Genomic DNA, 15349 nt, shown 5'->3' with positions numbered 1-15349 from the left:
CATTGAACCGTGGTCGCGTACTACGACGACGGGTTCACGGAGGAAACACGTATGACACGAAACACGGACGACACGCGACTGGTCACGGTTCTGCTCGTCGTCGTCGTCGCGCTCGTCATCCTCCCGACGTTCTTCATGGGCTTCGGGATGATGGGGTTCGGGCCGATGATGGGTGGGATGTGGGGCGGCGGAATGTGGGGAGACGGAACGATGCCGGGGTGGATGCTCGCCGTCGGTCTCGTGATGCAGCTCCTGTTCCTCGCCGCCCTCGTCGGCGGTGGCTACCTCGTCTACCGGACGGTGGCGGGCAGTGAGAGCGACTCGGATCGGGCGCTCGACGAACTCCGTCTCGCCTACGCCCGCGGAGAGTTAACCGACGAGGAGTACGAACAACGGCGGGAGGCGCTGGAACGGGACGCCTGAGCACCCGGTTCCCGGTTTCCGATTCGACCGGATTCACTCGTCGGCGACCCGGTCGGCGAACGTCTCGCGTACCTTCCGCATCTTCGGGCGGATCTGCACCCGACAGTACGCCTGCTGGGGGTTGTTCGCGTAGTAGTTCTGGTGGTAGGGGTCGGCCTCGTAGAACGTCTCCAGGGGCTCGATTTCGGTGACGATCGGGTCGTCGTAGTCGTCGGCCAGGCGATCGACGACCGCCTCGGCGGTCGCTCGCTGGTCGTCGTCGTGGTAGAAGACGGCCGAGCGGTACTGCGAACCCACGTCCGGTCCCTGTCGATCCTCCGTGGTCGGATCGTGGAGGGCGAAAAACACCTCTAGAAGTGCCTCGTAACTCACCACGTCGGGGTCGTACTCGACCTGCACCACTTCGGCGTGACCGGTCGTCCCCGAACAGACCGCCTCGTAGCTCGGATCCTCGACGTGCCCGCCGCAGTACCCCGAAACGACCTCGCTGACCCCGGCGAGTTCCTCGAACGGCGCTTCCAGACACCAGAAACACCCGCCCGCGAGCGTCGCGACCGCGCGGCCGTCGCTGTCGTCGGTCATGGGTGCGTCTAGACGCCGGACACCTATGTACTCCGCGCCCGCCGGCGGGAAGTTTTTCGACCCTGCCGCCCCAGGTGGTGGTATGCCCTCGCTCGACGAGACGACGGCCGAACGGCTGCGAGCGGTCGGCGTCGCCCTCCTGGTCTCCGCCATCGGCCTCGGTGTCGGCATCGGTCTCGTACTCGTGCTCTCGGTCGGACTGGTCGGCCTCGGCCTCGAGCCGTCGCCGGCGACCCTTCTCGTGATCTCGCTCGTGTCGATCCAGGGGATCGCCTTCGGCGGCGTCGCCCTGACGTACCTCCGCCTGCGCGACCGGTCGCTCCGGAATCTCGGCGTCCGCGTGCCCTCGGTCCGCGAGGTCCTGATCGTCGTCGTCGGGTACGCGGCGGCGTTCGTGGCCGCCGTCACCGGGGCGCTCGTCGTCTCGGTCACCGGCGCGCCGGCCGGCGAGAACCAGGTCGCGGAGTTCGCCAGCGCCGACCCGACGGTCCTGCTCTGGCTCGTCCCCGCCTCGATACTGCTCATCGGTCCCGGGGAGGAACTCCTCTTTCGCGGCATCGTTCAGGGTCGCCTCCGCGAGACGTTCGACGCCGTTCCGGGTGTCGTCCTCGCGAGTGCCCTCTTCGCTGGCGTCCACTACGTCGCGCTGACCGGCGGGGCCGGCGGCCGCCTCGTGACGGTGACGGTCCTCTTTTTCCCCGCCCTCGTCTTCGGCGGCGTCTACGAACTGACCGACAACCTCGTCGTCCCGTCGCTGGTCCACGGGGCGTACAACGCGACGCTCTTTGCCTTCGCCTACTTGGCGATCCGGCTCTCCGAGACGGGCGGTCTCCCTCGGGAGGGAGCGTCGGCCGTTCTCGCGGCGACGACGGCGCTCCCCATCTGACCGGTCGGGAGCGGAACGCTTACCGCCGCGCCCGGGGAACCCCGAGTATGCGCGACCGTTTCGAGTTCCGGCGCGGTGACGGGCTCGCCCGGATCGGGGAACTGACCGTCCCCCGTGCCGGTCGAACCGTCGAGACGCCGGCGCTCCTCCCCGTGATCAACCCCAACCTCCTGACGGTGTCGCCCGCCCGCCTCGAAGCCGAGTTCGGCGCGGAGGCACTCATCACCAACGCCTACATCATCCGCGGGACCGACGACCTTCGCGCCCGCGCTCTCGACGTGGGGCTCCACGAGATGCTCGACTTCTCGGGTGTCGTCGTCACCGACTCCGGCTCCTTTCAGCTCTCCGAGTACGGCGACATCGACGTGACGACCCGGGAGATCCTCGAGTTCCAGCGAGCGATCGGCTCCGACGTGGCGACGCCGGTCGACGTGCCGACGCCGCCCGACGCCGCCCGCGAGACCGCCGAGGCCGACCTGGAGACGACCGAGCGGGCCCTCGCCGACGCCGAGGCGGTCGACACCGGCGAGATGCTGGTCAACGCGCCGATCCAGGGGTCGACCCACCTCGACTTGCGGGAGACGGCCGCCCGCCACGCCGACGCCACCGCCCTCGACGTGTTCCCCGTCGGCGCGGTCGTCCCCCTGATGAACGACTACCGCTACGCCGACGTCGTCGACGTCGTCGCGGCCGCGAAGCGCGGTCTGGGCGCGGACGCTCCCGTCCACCTCTTCGGCGCGGGCCACCCCATGATGTTCGCGCTCGCGGTCGCGATGGGGTGTGACCTCTTCGACTCCGCGGCCTACGCCATCTACGCCCGCGACGACCGCTATCTCACCGTCCGCGGAACCAAGCACCTCGCCGACATCGACTACTTCCCCTGTTCGTGCCCGATCTGTGCGTCCCACACGCCCGAGGACCTCCGTGACGCGGCCGACGACGAGCGGGAACGCCTGCTGGCCGAGCACAACCTCCACGTCTCCTTCGCCGAGATCCGCCGAATCAAGGCGGCGATCCGGGAGGGAGACCTGCTGGAACTCGTCGAGGCACGCGCCCGCGCCCACCCCGCGATGCTCGACGGCTACCGAACCTTGCTGGACCACGCCGGACAGATCGAGCGCCACGACCCCGCCTCCAAGGGGACCTTCTTCTACTGCTCGACCGAGAGCGCGCGCCGGCCCGAAGTGGTCCGTCACCACGACCGCCTCGGCCGTCTCGACGCGCCAGCGACCCTCCTGCTGACCGAGGGGTCCTCGCCCTCGGGCGACCGCTTCGACGCCGCCTGGCGGGTCGTGCCGCCCTTCGGCCCCGTGCCGCGGGCGCTCTCCGAGACCTACCCCTTCACCGCCGAACTTCCCGATCGGGTCGACCCGGCCGCTCGGGAGGCCGCCGCCCGCGGTGTCGCTCGCCTCGTCGCCGAGAACCCCGGGACGCGCGTGACCCTCGCCCACGACGACTGGTCGGCGTCCGCGCTCACACCGATCCCCGAGTCGGTGACCGTCGAGCGCCTGAGCGGACCGACCGCTGGCGACGACCGAGACTGACCGTTCGTTCGGTCGGTCTACACGCCCACCCACCATTGATATACACGCGAACCGTCGGTACGAGTGACAGATGTCCAACCGATCGCACTCGGGTGGCCCGACGGACCGAGACCGCGCCGCGCCGTCGACGGACGAGGTGGCGCGTGACTTCCCGCTTTCGGCCGACACCGCGGAGGACCTCCGGTCCGTCGCGGACCGGATCGACGACCTTGCCGGATCGCTGTCGATCGGCCCCGCACGACACCACGCACGTCGGGCGGCCATGGCGGCACGCACGGCTGCCGACGGCGAGGCGAGTCTCGTCGCCCGCCGCGTCGCCCTCGGCGAAATCGTCACCGAACTCCGGACCGCCGCCGACGACGCCGCGGCGACCCGCACGCAGTACGAACTGCTCGAGTGCCTGTACGAGGACGCGTTGCCGGTGACCCGCGAGGCGAGCGGCGCGATATACGGCTGAGCGGCGGTCGTCCCGCGTCGGCGTCACTCCTCTGGTGGCCGTTCGTCGACCGACCGCCGTGGTACCGCGACTCTCGGAACGGTTATCCCCTTCCGGGACGTACGTATGTCCGTAATGGCAAACGGTAAAGTTGATTTCTTCAACGACACAGGCGGCTACGGTTTCATCGAGACTGACGACGCGGACGACGACGTGTTCTTCCACATGGAGGACGTTGGCGGTCCGGACCTCGAAGAGGGACAGGACGTAGACTTCGAAATCGAGGACTCCCCCAAGGGTCCGCGCGCGACGAACCTCGTTCGTAACTGATCTCGACACGGTCGCCTCGCGGCGATACCGACCGAGACGCTCGTTTTCACGACGCTACACGTCGAGCGACCGCGTTCGCCGTCAGTCGCTGGTCGAGTCGCTCATCCGATCGCTGAAGTCCCACGAGTAGCACCGCCCGGGGTCGATTCGGATCGTCACCTCGTCCCGGTCGGGCGAGAGGAGGCGGTCGGCGAGTTTCGAGTCCGCCCCGCCGAGATACCGGATCAGCAGGTCCCGCAGGACGGTTTTCCCCTCGTCGGGCGTTATCGTTGCCGTCCCCCGCCCGCGGACGCCGCGGTACGGCGGGTCGTTGGTCGACACCTCGAAGGCGACGCCGTCGTCGCCGCGGAGATACCGCACGATATCCGCGTCCGCCGCGGTGGCACAGACGAACCGCTCGGCGTCGGCGTCGAAGCCGTACCACAGCGAGAGCATCCAGAGACCGTCGTCGGGTGTCCGACAGGCCAGTCGGATCGGCACCCGGGCCTCCGACAGGAACGCCGCGACGCCCTCGCGGTCCCACTCGCCGGTGTACTCGGTCACGGGCCGCGTTGGGACGCGGACGGCTAAAAGCCGCGGTCGGAACGCAACGTAGTTCCGCCTCGGCCACGACGCTCTCCCATGACCGACTACTTCGAGGTCCACGGGCGCGACGGGGCCGCCCGCCTGGGCGAACTCCGCCTGCGCGACCCCGTGACGACCCCCGCCGTCGCCGACGACGTCGTCGTCGACGCCGGGAGCCTGTGGGCCGCCGACCGCGACCACCCCGAGGGGAGCGACGCCGAACTGACGGTCCTTCCCCATCGGGCCTTTCCCGCGGGGACGGAGTCGCCCGTCCAGGACTCCTTCGCCGTCGATTACCCCGACGTCGACTACCCGAGTGCGGGCGTGATCACCGCTCGGACGGCCGACGACTACGGCTGTGACGCCTACGTTCTGGCGAACGCCGCCGGCGTCGTCGGTCACGGTGCCTCCTTTCGCGACGAACTGATCGACGTCCGGGAGTCGATCCCCCCGGACACCGCGCTCTACCTCGCGGGCGTCGCGACGCCGGCGAACGTCGCCAGCCTCGTCGCCGCCGGCGTCGACCTGGTCGACACGAAACTCGTGCGGGTGAAGGGCCGGCAGGGGCGCTATCTCACCACGGACGGCGAGTACCACCTCGACGAACTCGACGAACTGCCCGGCGCCTTCCCCTCCGACCCACCGCTCGACGAGTTCGACCGCAAGGCCTGTGTCGCCCACAACGTCGCCGCCCTCCGGTCGGCGCTTGCCACCGTCCGGACGCGGATCCGACGGGGTCGCCTCCGGGACTACCTCGAAGGCCAGGCGCGCCACGAGAACTGGCTGACCGCCGCGTTCCGGGAGTTCGACCACGAGTACCGCTATCTGGAACGGCGGACGCCCGTGATCCGGGAGGCGGAGATCAGCGCCGCCAGCGAGGAGACACTCGACCGCGTCGAGATCCAGCGCTTCGCCGACCGGGTGACGACGCGATACCGGAATCGGTTCTCGAACCCGCTGGTGCTCGTCCCGTGTTCGGCGCGCAAACCCTACAGCGACTCCCAGAGCCACGCCCAGTTCCACCGCGCCATCGACTACCGCGGCCACGTCGCCTCGATGACCTCGCCAATCGGCGTCGTCCCCCAGGAGTTGGAGTGCACCTACCCCGCCCAGCACTACGACGCGGTGGTCACCGGCGACTGGACCGAGGGGGAGAAAGCCTTCGTCGCCGCGGCCCTGGAGCGGTATCTGTCGCGCAACGACTACCCCCGCGTGATCGCTCACGTCCCCGGCGAGGGCTACTGCGACATCTGCGAACGCGTCGCCGACCGGGTGGACACCCCCTTCGAGTTCACCGTCGACGACCACCCGACGACCGGGGCGTCGCTCTCGAACCTCGATTCCGCGCTGTCGGGCGAACTCAAGTACTCGAAGCGGGAGCGCCAACACAACACGATCCGAGCCATCGCGGACTACCAGTTCGGTCCCGGTGCGGGTGACGACCTCTTTCCGGACCTGACGACGACGAGTCGCCACCCCAAACTGCAGGTGCGCGACGGCGACGGGACCCAACTCGCGGCGCAGGTGCCACAGTACGGCGTCCTTGCGTTCACGCTCGCGGGCGCCCGCCACTGGGCCGAGAGCGACGCGCCGACCAAACGGGTCGAGATAGACGGCTTCGTCCCACACGGCAGCGTCCTCGCGCCGGGCGTCGTCGACGCCGCCGACGACGTCCGCGTCGGCGACGAAGTGGTCGTCGAGGGGCCGGCCGCCTTCGGCGTCGGCCGCGCGGCGATGCACGGCCGCGAGATGCGAGCGAGTACCCGCGGTGTCGCCGTCGAGATGCGCCACGTCGAGAGCGAGGACAACGCTTAACACCGCCTCCCGACTACCTGTGTCGATGTCATCACCCCTCCGGCGCGACGTGATCCGGGTCGATCTCTCGGTGGGGGCCGTCACTCGCGACCGCGTCCCGACGTCGTGGCGGCGCGACTTTCTGGGGGGGAAGGGGCTCGGCGCTCGCTACCTCTACGACGAACTCGACGCCGGGACCGATCCACTCGGTCCGGAGAATCGGCTCTGTCTCCTTCTCGGCCCGCTCTCGGGCTACCTCCCCGGCGAGTCGCGCTACGCGGCGATCACCAAGTCGCCGCTGACCGGGACCTTTCTGGACTCCTACAGCGGCGGCTCCTTCGCCGACGCCCTCGCCGGCGCGCTCCCCGACGCGTTCGGGCTGGTGATCGAGGGGGTTGCCGACACCCCCCGGACGATCACCGTCACCGACGGTACGGTTCGAATCGAGGATGCGACCGATCTGTGGGGGGCCGACGCCGCCGAGACCGACGCCGCCTTGGAGGGGTCGGTCGCCTGCATCGGTCCGGCGGGCGAGAACCGGGTGGCGTACGCGACGGTCGCCTCCGACGGCGGCGACCACCACGCGGGCCGGGGCGGAGCCGGCGCGGTGATGGGCGCCAAACGGCTGAAGGCCGTCGCCGTCCGCGGCGACCCGCCGACGCCCTCCGAGGACCTGGCCGACCTCCGCGACCGCTACGGCGCCGCCTACCGCGACGACGACACCGGGCGGTGGCAGGCCGCCGGCGAGACCGTCGAGAGCGTCGACTTCGCCAACGAGGTGGGCGTCCTCTCGACCCGCGGGTGGCAGGGCGGCCGCTTCGACGACGCCGGCGACATCGGCATCGAGGCGATCCGTGACGCCGCGACCGGCCGGGAGAACGCCGACGACCCCGTTCCGGGGGGTTTTCGCGTCGACACCGACGACGGGGAGTCGATCCCCCGCGGCGGCGCGCTGATGTCGCTTGGCGCGGGCCTCGGCGTCGACGACGCCGAGACGGTGGTCCGTCTGGCTTCGATCTGTGACCGCCTCGGGATGGACGCCATCAGCGCCGGCAACGCGGTGGCGTGGGCGATGCGAGCGGACGGCGTGGAGCCACGCTCCACGAGCAGTCGGCCGGAGGCCGACGACGGCCTCTCGTTCGGCGACGCGGACGACGCCGCCACGCTCCTCGAAGCCATCGCCACCCGGTCGACCGACCTCGGGGACCGTCTCGCCGACGGCGTGGCACACGCCGGGGGGCGAGACGCCGGTGGAGCTGTCCCGACGGTGAAGTCGATGGAACTGCCGTCGTACGACCCCCGCGGAGCGGCGGGGATGGCGCTCGCCTACGCCACCAGCGACCGTGGGGGCTGTCACCGCCGCGCTCGGCCGGTCGAGCGCGAGGCGTTCGCCCGCGACGAGTGGACGGACGCCGACCGCGTCGCCACCGTGGTCGGCGCACAGAACGTCCGATCGACGCTCTGGAGCCTCGTCGTCGACGACTTCGCCGGCGAGACCATGTGGGGCGACCTCGGCGCAGAGTGGCTGACTGCAGCCGGACTCGACCACGACCGCGAGTCGCTGGCGACGCTCGGCGAACGCGTCTGGACGCTCGTGCGCCTGTTCAACGTCCGGGAGGGGTTCGACCGTGCCGACGACTCGCTCCCGGACCTGTTCGAGGAGCCACTCCCCGACGGCCCGGCCGCCGGACGGACCGTCGACCGCGAGGCGTTCGACGCCATGCTCGACGCCTACTACGCGGCCCGGGGCTGGTCCCCCGACGGCGTGCCGACCGTCGACACGGTCGACCGCCTCGGGTTGGGGGATGTCGTCGATAGCGAGACGCCACTCGGCGGCGCGCCGGCCGGGGACGACCGTCCCGGCCGGAGCGCCCGTGACGGTGTGGACCGACGTCACCACAACGGCCACGGCCGAGGGTCGTGACCGACCGCCAGTCGACGGGGTCGAACCCCGCCCGGCCCCACCCCTGTTATCGGTGTGGCGAGACGATCGAACCGGGACACGTCTACGGCGCACTCGACCTGCTCGACGCGGACGGCGAACTCCAGGTGTTGCTCTGTCGACGCTGTGCCGCGGCGCTCCGGGACTTCCTCGAGTGAGGTGCGGCCGGGGTCGGGAGCCTTTTGCCTCTCCGGAAACTTCCACGTGTATGGACGAGTTCGACCTCGGTGTTCCGCGTCAGATTCTGGAATCGCTCCCCGAAGACGACGAGGCCGCCCGACAGGACATGCAGCGAGCCGTGGCGGGACTCGAAGCCCGTCTCAACGAGGCCGTCGAGACCGCCGAGACTGAGCGTGAGGCCGCCAGCGGCGTCGCGGACGGCTTGGAGCGACTGGAGGAGCAACTCGAACAGTACGACGAGTTCGTCCCCGAACTCCGGGCGTGGGGGCAGTCGCCCATCTACGCCATCGCGTGGCGCAACCTGCAGGCGGACCTCATCATGCAGATTCAGGACGTGGACTGGCTCGCCGGCCATCTCGACCGCGAGCGCACCTACCGCACCGTCGACGACGGCATCCGCCTGAGCGACATCTGAGTCGCCCCGTCCCGCCCCGAGCCGTCGTGTCATCGTCCCACACTGTGCCGCGTGACTTTTCACTGCGGCGGTCCTTCGAACGGTATGGATTTGGAACTGCGGTTCTTCGCGACGTTCCGCGAGGCAGTCGGTCAGAAAACTCTCGAACGTGAGTTCGAGGACGGGGCGACCGTCGGCGACGTTCTCTCGACCCTGGAAACCGAGTACGTCGGCATGGAGGGGCAACTGCTCGACGACGAGGGCGAACTCCAACCGAACCTCAACATCCTGAAAAACGGCCGTGAGGTACTCCACATGGAGGGCCCGGCGACGGTCATGGAGGACGGCGACACGCTCTCGGTGTTCCCGCCGGTGGCGGGTGGATGACGACCGACGACTGGGTGACGCGGGAGCGGTCCTTCCGTGGCATCTCGAAGCGCCTGGCTATCAAGTATCTCGAAAATCTGGGGGCCGAACGGGTCGACGACGACCGGGTCGAGGCCGACGACTGGGCGGCGACGCTCTCCTCACAGACCGTCGGCGTCGGGCCGTCGGTGTCGCTGACGCAGGTCGACCTCGTCTTCGAGGGCGACCCCGATGGCCTCGACGCACTCATCGAGCGGTTCGCCCGGAAGGCGATGCGCGCCGGAGGGTAACGGTGTCCGGCGCGCCGAACTCCCCCATCGACGGGCAGGTGTTCATGCTCGCCTCCGCGAAGGCGAGCGTCGGCCCCGGCGCGCTGTCGGACTTGCTGGCGCGGGTCCAGAGCGACCTTGCCGACCGCACCGACACCTACCGTCGGGAGTTCGAACGCGTCGCCGCCGACGACGACCGGGAGGTGTTTCTCGTCCCGGCCGACCACTGGGAGTCGGTCGGCAAGCGTCTCGACTTCGGCCGCCGCGAGACCGAGGCTGTCGCCCGCACCCACGCCGAACAGCTCCGACGGATCGGCTCCGACACTGGCCGCCGCGAGGAGTTCGAGACGGCACTGGAGATCCGGCAGGCGGTCGTCGTCGGCCACTGACGGCGCGTGGCGAGCTATTGAAGTCGTCGCGTCCCCTCCGATCCGACGTGACCGACCACACCGACTCCGGGAGGGACCCGTGACCGACGTCCACGCCGACGGCCCGGTACTGACCGCGGGCACCGACCCCGCCGAGGCCGACGCCGCCGTCGTTCTCCTTCACGGACGCGGGGCGAGCGCGCGGAGCATCCTCGGCATGGCGAGCGAGTTCGAGCACGCTGGCGTGGCCTTCCTCGCTCCACAGGCCGACGGCAGCGAGTGGTATCCACGCTCCTTCCTCGAACCCGTCGAGTCGAACGAGCCGAACCTCTCGGGCGCGCTGGCGAAAGTCGGTGCGACACTCGACCGAGCCGCGGACGCCGGTATCCTCCCCGATCGGACGGCGCTGTTGGGGTTCTCGCAGGGGGCCTGTCTCGCGACCGAGTACGCCGCCCGCAACCCGACTCGCTACGGCGGCGTGGTCGCGCTGAGCGGCGGGCTGATCGGCGAGTCGGTCGATCCGGACCGGTACGCCGGATCGCTCGACGGCACGCCCGCCTTCTTCGGGTGTAGCGACGTGGATCCCCACATCCCCGTAGAGCGGGTCCACGAGTCGGTCGTGACCTACGAACGCCTCGACGCCGACGTGACCGAGCGGATCTACGAGGGGATGGCCCACACCGTCAACCGGGACGAGATCGACGTCGTCTCGGACTTGGTCGCGGAGCTGTAGGCCGGAACCGAAAGGTCGTTTTAGCCCACGGTACAGGGTACGCCATGTCCCGCCTCCACGCGCCTCTCCTCGCCGGCGCTCGGGCGTCGCTTCCGCTGTTGCTCGGGCTGGTTCCGTTCGGCCTCGTCGCCGGCGTCGCCGCCGTCGACGCCGGACTCTCACCGTTCCAGGCTGTCGGACTCTCGGTCGTCGTCTTCGCCGGCGCTTCCCAACTCGCCGTCGTCGACCTCCTCGGCCGGGACGCCTCGCTCGCCGTCGTGGTCCTCACGGCGACGATCATCAACCTCCGGATGAGCATGTACTCGGCGTCGATCGCGCCACACTTCGCCGACTTCCGCCGGCGGTGGCGGATCCTCTGTGCGTACCTGTTGACGGACATGTCCTACGCGCTGGCCATCGCGGAGTTCACCGACGGCGGGGAGCGGAGCGGGGACGGCGACACGTCCGACACCGACTCAGACGACCCCACGGTCGATTCCGCCGATCCGACACACCGCCGTGGCTACTACCTCGGCGCGGCGGTCGCCATGTGGCTCGTCTGGCAGGCCGCCACCGTCGTCGGCGTCGTCGTCGGCGCGCGGATCCCCGACCGCTGGGGCGTCGGCTTCGCCGTGCCACTGGTCTTTCTCGCCCTACTCGTTCCCGATCTGACCGACCGGCCGCGCGTCCTCGCCGCCCTCGTGGGGGGAAGTGTCGCCGTCGCCGGCGCGGGGTGGCCCCTGAACCTCGGACTCGTCGGCGGCGCACTCGCGGGCGTCGTCGCCGGCGTCGTCGCCGACGGGAGGGTGAACGCGTGACGACGACCTACGGGCCGTCGTCCGTCTGGGTGGTCGTCCTCGCCGTCGGCTTCCTCACCTTCTGTATCCGGTACTCCTTCGTCTACCTGTTCGGCCGTATCGACGGGATGCCACCCCGGATCGAGGCGGCGCTCCGGTACGTCCCCGCGGCGGTTCTGGCGGCGCTGGTGGCGCCGGCCGTCGTCGACCCCGGACCGACGGTTTCGGCGACGCTCGCCGACGACCGCCTCGTCGCGGGCCTCGTCGCCGCGGCCGTGGCGTGGTACACCGAGGACGTGTTCGCCACCATCGGCGTCGGCATGGCGGCGCTGTGGCTCGCCGGAGCGGTGCTGTGAGCGTCGGTGTCGGTGTGACCGTCACACCGACGGAGACGGGCGTCAGTCGTCGTTCGCCGGCGGTGTCTCGGTCTCGTCGCCGGTGGAGATGGGGTCGGTCTCGTCGTCGGTGGAGATGGGGTCGGTCTCGTCGTCGGTGGAGATGGGGTCGGTCTCGTCGTCGGCGAACCCCGCGGACTCCGCCATTCTGCGGCGGGCCTCGGGGTCGAACTCGGCTTCGACCTCCTGATACTCGCTCACGAAGGAGAGCTCGTGGTGGCTCTCCGTGGGGTGCCCGAGATACCGGTCTTCGAGGTCGAACTGCGCCCGTTCGTCCGTCTCGGCGAGTGCCTCGAAGTCCTCGTAGACGGCGTGGGCCCCGGAGTGGAGGCCGAAGAGGGTGATGAAGATGTACTTGTAGCCAAGGTCACCCAGTTCCGCGAACGTCAGCGGGTCCTCCTCCTCGGACCACGCAAAGGAGGAGGAGTAGTTGAACGCCAGATTCAGATCCGGATGCGTCTCGTGGATGGTCTCGGCGTAGTCGACGGCGTCCTCGCGGGAGGGGTCGGGCATCTCGGGCCACACCAGGTCGACGCCGGCGTCGGCGTAGATCCGGCCGCGCTCGAGGTGTTCCTCCCAGTCGCCGTTGGCGGAGCCGTAGGCGTCGGTGCGGGCGATGATCACGGTGTCGTCGCACTGCTTGGCGTCGACCGCCGCCCGGAACCGGGCCTCGGCGTCCTCGCGGGGGACGATCCGTTTGCCCGCGATGTGCCCACACCGCTTGGGCGTCGTCTGGTCCTCGATGTGGACCGCGGCGACGCCGGCCTTCTCGTACTCCCGAACCGCCCGGCGGACGTTGTGAATTCCACCGTACCCCGTGTCGCAGTCGGCGATCACCGGGAGCGTCGTCGCCTCCGCGATGCGCTTGGCGTTCTCGACCATCTCGGTCATCGTCACCATCTCCAGGTCGGGGAACCCGAACTGGCCGAGGACGGTCGAGTAGCCGCTCATGTAGACGGCGTCGTGGCCCGTCATCTCGGCGAGGCGGGCGTCGAGGGCGTGGTAGAGTCCGGGCGCGAAGACGAACTGCTGGTCGGCGAGTCGCTCCCGGAACTCCTCGGCCGCGGGGTTGTCGACGTCCCTAGTGTACGCGTCGGTGTCGAGTTCGTCGGGCGTCATCGGCCGGGCTCCGTGTCGTCGATCGGTCGCGTCTCGGGGCGGCCGATGTCGGGGACGAGCGGCGCTTCCTGTGTCAGTTCGTCGTCGTACTCGCGTTGAGTCGAGACGTCGGTCGTGGGCCGTCGTCGCTCCGTGCGGTCACCGGTCGTCGTCCGCCCGCCGTCGGTACGGGCGTCGTCCGCGCGGCCGATGTCGGGGACGAGCGGCGCTTGCTGTGCTAGTTCGTCGTCGGGTCGGGTCGTCGGTTCCATGTCGGTGGTGAGTGGTCGCGTGTCGGTCGTCGCTCGATCCGGTTCGCTTCGAACGCGTCGCCGTGTACGTGCATTGCACTCGGTCCGACGCTCGATCGAACAATAAAGTTAATGATTTATAATGACAATATACATTAATTACATTAATTGAGGTGTGTTACCAGCACCCACATCGACTCCACGGCCCTTAATTCCGTCCGGCACCCAGTACCGGTAGATGGTAGCCGCTATCGAAATCGACGGACTCAGGAAACGATACGGCGACGTGACGGCGCTGGACGGCGTTTCGCTTTCGGTCCCCGAGGGGAGTTTCTTCGGCCTGCTCGGTCCGAACGGCGCGGGAAAGACGACGTTCATCAACATCCTCGTCGGCCTCGTCCGCAAGAGCGGCGGCGAGGCGCGCGTGTTCGGCCACGACGTCGAGACCGACTACCGCGCCGCCCGCGACCGGGTCGGCCTCGCCCCCCAGGAGTTCAACGTCGACCGCTTCTTCCCGATCCGTGAGGTACTCGAACACAAGGCGGGCTACCACGGGATTCCGCGGCCCGAGGCTCGACGACGGGCCGACGAAGCGCTGAAACAGGTCGGCATCTACGAGAAGCGGGACACCCGCTTCGACTGGCTCTCCGGGGGCATGAAGCGCCGGTTCCTCATCGCTCGCGCCCTGGTCACCGATCCCGACCTCCTGATCCTCGACGAACCGACTGCCGGCGTCGACGTCCAACTCCGCCACGACCTCTGGGAGTTGATCACCGACCTCAACGAGGGCGGGACGACGATCCTCCTCACCACCCACTACATCGAGGAGGCCGAACGCCTCTGTGACGAGGTGGCGATCCTCGATCAGGGGCGGGTCGTCACGGTCGCCACGCCGGACGATCTGATGGACCGGGGCACCGACCGCATCACCGTCACCTTCCGCGATCCGATCCGATCGACCCCCGCCATCGCCGCGGGCAACGGACAGGTCGAGGCGGTCGAGGTCCGGGACGGCCGACTCGTCGTCTCCGCGTCCCAAGGCGGTCTCGTCGCACCGGATCTCGTCCGCGAACTCGACGCCGCGGGCTACGAAATTGTCGACCTGGACGTCTCCCGCACCTCGCTCGAAGAGGTGTTCGTCGAATTGACCCGGTCGGACTCGTCGGTCGCCGAGGAGGGGACGGCGTGAGCCGAGCGACCGTCCAACTCCGGACGCTGGTGCGCCGGGAGATTCTCCGCTTCGTCAGGCGGCCGTACAACACGTTCCTCCCGCCGATCATCACCAACACGCTGTACTTCGCCGTCTTCGGCGTCATCCTCGGCAGTCGCATCGGCTCCATCGCCGGCGTGAGTTACATCCAGTTCGTCCTGCCGGGACTGGTCGTCCTCGGGGCTATCTCCGATGCCTTCGAGAACGCCTCCTTCTCCATCTTCCACGGCCGGTGGAACGACTACATTGACGCCGTGATCGTCACGCCGATGTCGAATTTCAACATGGTCGCGTCGTACGTGATCGCGAGTGCGACCCGGGGGATCGTCACGGCGTTGCTGATCGTCGGCGTCGGCCTCGTGTTCACGTCCGTTCCCATCTCCCACCCGTTCTACCTGGTCGCGAACGTCGTCGTCATCACCACGCTGTTCGGCGGCCTCGGCATCGTCGGCGGCCTGTGGGCCGACGACTTCGACTACCTCACCGTGATGAACCAGTTCATCCTCCGTCCGCTGGTCTTCTTCGGTGCGGTGTTCTACTCGCTTTCGGTGTTGCCACCGCTCTGGCGGCAGATCTCCCTGCTCAACCCGATGGTGTACATGGTCAACGGCGTCAGATACGGGATGATCGGTGTCACCGAGATCGACCCGAACACCTCGCTCGCCGTCCTCTCGACGGTGACGGCCGCCGTTCTCGCGGTCGACTACCTCCTCTTCAAACGTGGCTACGGGTTGACGGAGTGAGCCGTCGACGGCGGCGGCCTACGTGACGGCGTGTCATGGTACAATCGACGTTTTCGCCAAGGGGA

General features: G+C 69.1%; 21 protein-coding genes. 17 read left to right on the top strand and 4 right to left on the bottom strand.

Translation table 11 applies throughout. The annotated features are described in order from the left end of the window. The first annotated feature begins 51 nt into the window (after positions 1 to 51). On the top strand, positions 52 to 423 hold the full coding sequence (locus tag NBT81_RS00675; protein ID WP_338740317.1) for an SHOCT domain-containing protein: 372 nt from the start codon (positions 52 to 54) through the stop codon (positions 421 to 423). Positions 424 to 456: 33 nt separating this feature from the next. On the opposite strand, the gene msrA is transcribed toward NBT81_RS00675, so the two are convergent. Continuing rightward, on the bottom strand, positions 457 to 1005 hold the full coding sequence (gene msrA, locus NBT81_RS00670) for a peptide-methionine (S)-S-oxide reductase MsrA (protein ID WP_338740316.1): 549 nt from the start codon (positions 1003 to 1005) through the stop codon (positions 457 to 459). An 82-nt stretch (positions 1006 to 1087) separates the two neighbouring features. On the opposite strand from msrA, the gene NBT81_RS00665 reads away from it, so the two are divergent. From NBT81_RS00665 to NBT81_RS00650, 4 genes are all read left to right on the top strand, one after another. After that, a complete protein-coding gene (locus NBT81_RS00665; protein ID WP_338740314.1) occupies positions 1088 to 1891 on the top strand; it encodes a CPBP family intramembrane glutamic endopeptidase in 804 nt (267 codons plus the stop codon). A 47-nt stretch (positions 1892 to 1938) separates the two neighbouring features. Then, positions 1939 to 3435 (top strand): tRNA guanosine(15) transglycosylase TgtA, encoded by a 1497-nt coding sequence (gene tgtA, locus NBT81_RS00660; RefSeq protein ID WP_338740313.1) that lies wholly within the window; start codon positions 1939 to 1941, stop codon positions 3433 to 3435. A gap of 70 nt (positions 3436 to 3505) precedes the next feature. Then, positions 3506 to 3892 (top strand): hypothetical protein, encoded by a 387-nt coding sequence (locus tag NBT81_RS00655; protein ID WP_338740312.1) that lies wholly within the window; start codon positions 3506 to 3508, stop codon positions 3890 to 3892. A gap of 114 nt (positions 3893 to 4006) precedes the next feature. Beyond that, entirely contained in the window at positions 4007 to 4201 is a 195-nt protein-coding gene (locus tag NBT81_RS00650) for a cold-shock protein (protein ID WP_299330656.1), read from the top strand. Positions 4202 to 4282: 81 nt separating this feature from the next. Here NBT81_RS00650 and NBT81_RS00645 read toward each other — a convergent pair whose 3' ends face one another. Then, entirely contained in the window at positions 4283 to 4744 is a 462-nt protein-coding gene (locus NBT81_RS00645) for a pyridoxamine 5'-phosphate oxidase family protein (protein ID WP_338740309.1), read from the bottom strand. 78 nt (positions 4745 to 4822) lie between these two features. Here NBT81_RS00645 and arcS point away from each other — a divergent pair, with 78 nt between their 5' ends. The 10 genes from arcS (at position 4823) to NBT81_RS00595 (ending at position 11943) form a co-directional block, all read left to right on the top strand. Beyond that, entirely contained in the window at positions 4823 to 6580 is a 1758-nt protein-coding gene (gene arcS, locus NBT81_RS00640; RefSeq protein WP_338740307.1) for an archaeosine synthase subunit alpha, read from the top strand. A 25-nt stretch (positions 6581 to 6605) separates the two neighbouring features. Next, entirely contained in the window at positions 6606 to 8483 is a 1878-nt protein-coding gene (locus NBT81_RS00635) for an aldehyde ferredoxin oxidoreductase family protein (protein ID WP_338740305.1), read from the top strand. Beyond that, a complete protein-coding gene (locus tag NBT81_RS00630) occupies positions 8480 to 8659 on the top strand; it encodes a hypothetical protein (RefSeq protein ID WP_338740303.1) in 180 nt (59 codons plus the stop codon). Before NBT81_RS00635 ends, NBT81_RS00630 begins: the two co-directional genes overlap by 4 nt. Positions 8660 to 8709: 50 nt before the next feature. After that, positions 8710 to 9096: a hypothetical protein gene (locus tag NBT81_RS00625; RefSeq protein WP_338740301.1), complete on the top strand. Its 387-nt coding sequence runs from the start codon at positions 8710 to 8712 to the stop codon at positions 9094 to 9096. 84 nt (positions 9097 to 9180) lie between these two features. Then, on the top strand, positions 9181 to 9462 hold the full coding sequence (locus tag NBT81_RS00620; RefSeq protein ID WP_338740299.1) for a ubiquitin-like small modifier protein 1: 282 nt from the start codon (positions 9181 to 9183) through the stop codon (positions 9460 to 9462). After that, positions 9459 to 9731, top strand: coding sequence for a hypothetical protein (locus tag NBT81_RS00615; RefSeq protein WP_338740297.1), 273 nt, complete (start codon positions 9459 to 9461; stop codon positions 9729 to 9731). Before NBT81_RS00620 ends, NBT81_RS00615 begins: the two co-directional genes overlap by 4 nt. Before the next feature lie 2 nt (positions 9732 to 9733). Beyond that, on the top strand, positions 9734 to 10099 hold the full coding sequence (locus tag NBT81_RS00610) for a hypothetical protein (protein WP_338740295.1): 366 nt from the start codon (positions 9734 to 9736) through the stop codon (positions 10097 to 10099). Between the two features lie 79 nt (positions 10100 to 10178). Then, a complete protein-coding gene (locus NBT81_RS00605) occupies positions 10179 to 10811 on the top strand; it encodes a phospholipase (protein ID WP_338740294.1) in 633 nt (210 codons plus the stop codon). Positions 10812 to 10855: 44 nt separating this feature from the next. Next, positions 10856 to 11608 (top strand): AzlC family ABC transporter permease, encoded by a 753-nt coding sequence (locus tag NBT81_RS00600; RefSeq protein ID WP_338740292.1) that lies wholly within the window; start codon positions 10856 to 10858, stop codon positions 11606 to 11608. Then, positions 11605 to 11943 (top strand): AzlD domain-containing protein, encoded by a 339-nt coding sequence (locus NBT81_RS00595; protein ID WP_338740291.1) that lies wholly within the window; start codon positions 11605 to 11607, stop codon positions 11941 to 11943. Before NBT81_RS00600 ends, NBT81_RS00595 begins: the two co-directional genes overlap by 4 nt. 42 nt (positions 11944 to 11985) lie before the next feature. Here the strand turns inward: NBT81_RS00595 and aceA are convergent, their stop codons facing one another. After that, entirely contained in the window at positions 11986 to 13101 is a 1116-nt protein-coding gene (gene aceA, locus NBT81_RS00590; protein ID WP_425498703.1) for an isocitrate lyase, read from the bottom strand. After that, positions 13098 to 13352: a hypothetical protein gene (locus NBT81_RS00585; RefSeq protein WP_338740289.1), complete on the bottom strand. Its 255-nt coding sequence runs from the start codon at positions 13350 to 13352 to the stop codon at positions 13098 to 13100. Before NBT81_RS00585 ends, aceA begins: the two co-directional genes overlap by 4 nt. 217 nt (positions 13353 to 13569) lie before the next feature. On the opposite strand from NBT81_RS00585, the gene NBT81_RS00580 reads away from it, so the two are divergent. Both NBT81_RS00580 and NBT81_RS00575 read left to right on the top strand, forming a co-directional pair. Continuing rightward, the gene (locus NBT81_RS00580; protein ID WP_338740288.1) at positions 13570 to 14520 is read left to right on the top strand and encodes an ABC transporter ATP-binding protein; all 951 of its coding nucleotides are present in this window, start codon (positions 13570 to 13572) and stop codon (positions 14518 to 14520) included. After that, the gene (locus NBT81_RS00575; protein WP_338740287.1) at positions 14517 to 15284 is read left to right on the top strand and encodes an ABC transporter permease; all 768 of its coding nucleotides are present in this window, start codon (positions 14517 to 14519) and stop codon (positions 15282 to 15284) included. Before NBT81_RS00580 ends, NBT81_RS00575 begins: the two co-directional genes overlap by 4 nt. The last annotated feature ends 65 nt before the right edge of the window (positions 15285 to 15349 follow it).

The sequence above is a fragment of the Haloplanus sp. CK5-1 genome, assembly GCF_037201915.1.
In the GTDB taxonomy this organism is placed as follows: Archaea; Halobacteriota; Halobacteria; order Halobacteriales; family Haloferacaceae; genus Haloplanus; species Haloplanus salilacus.
This window is presented reverse-complemented; position numbering and strand designations above follow the sequence as displayed.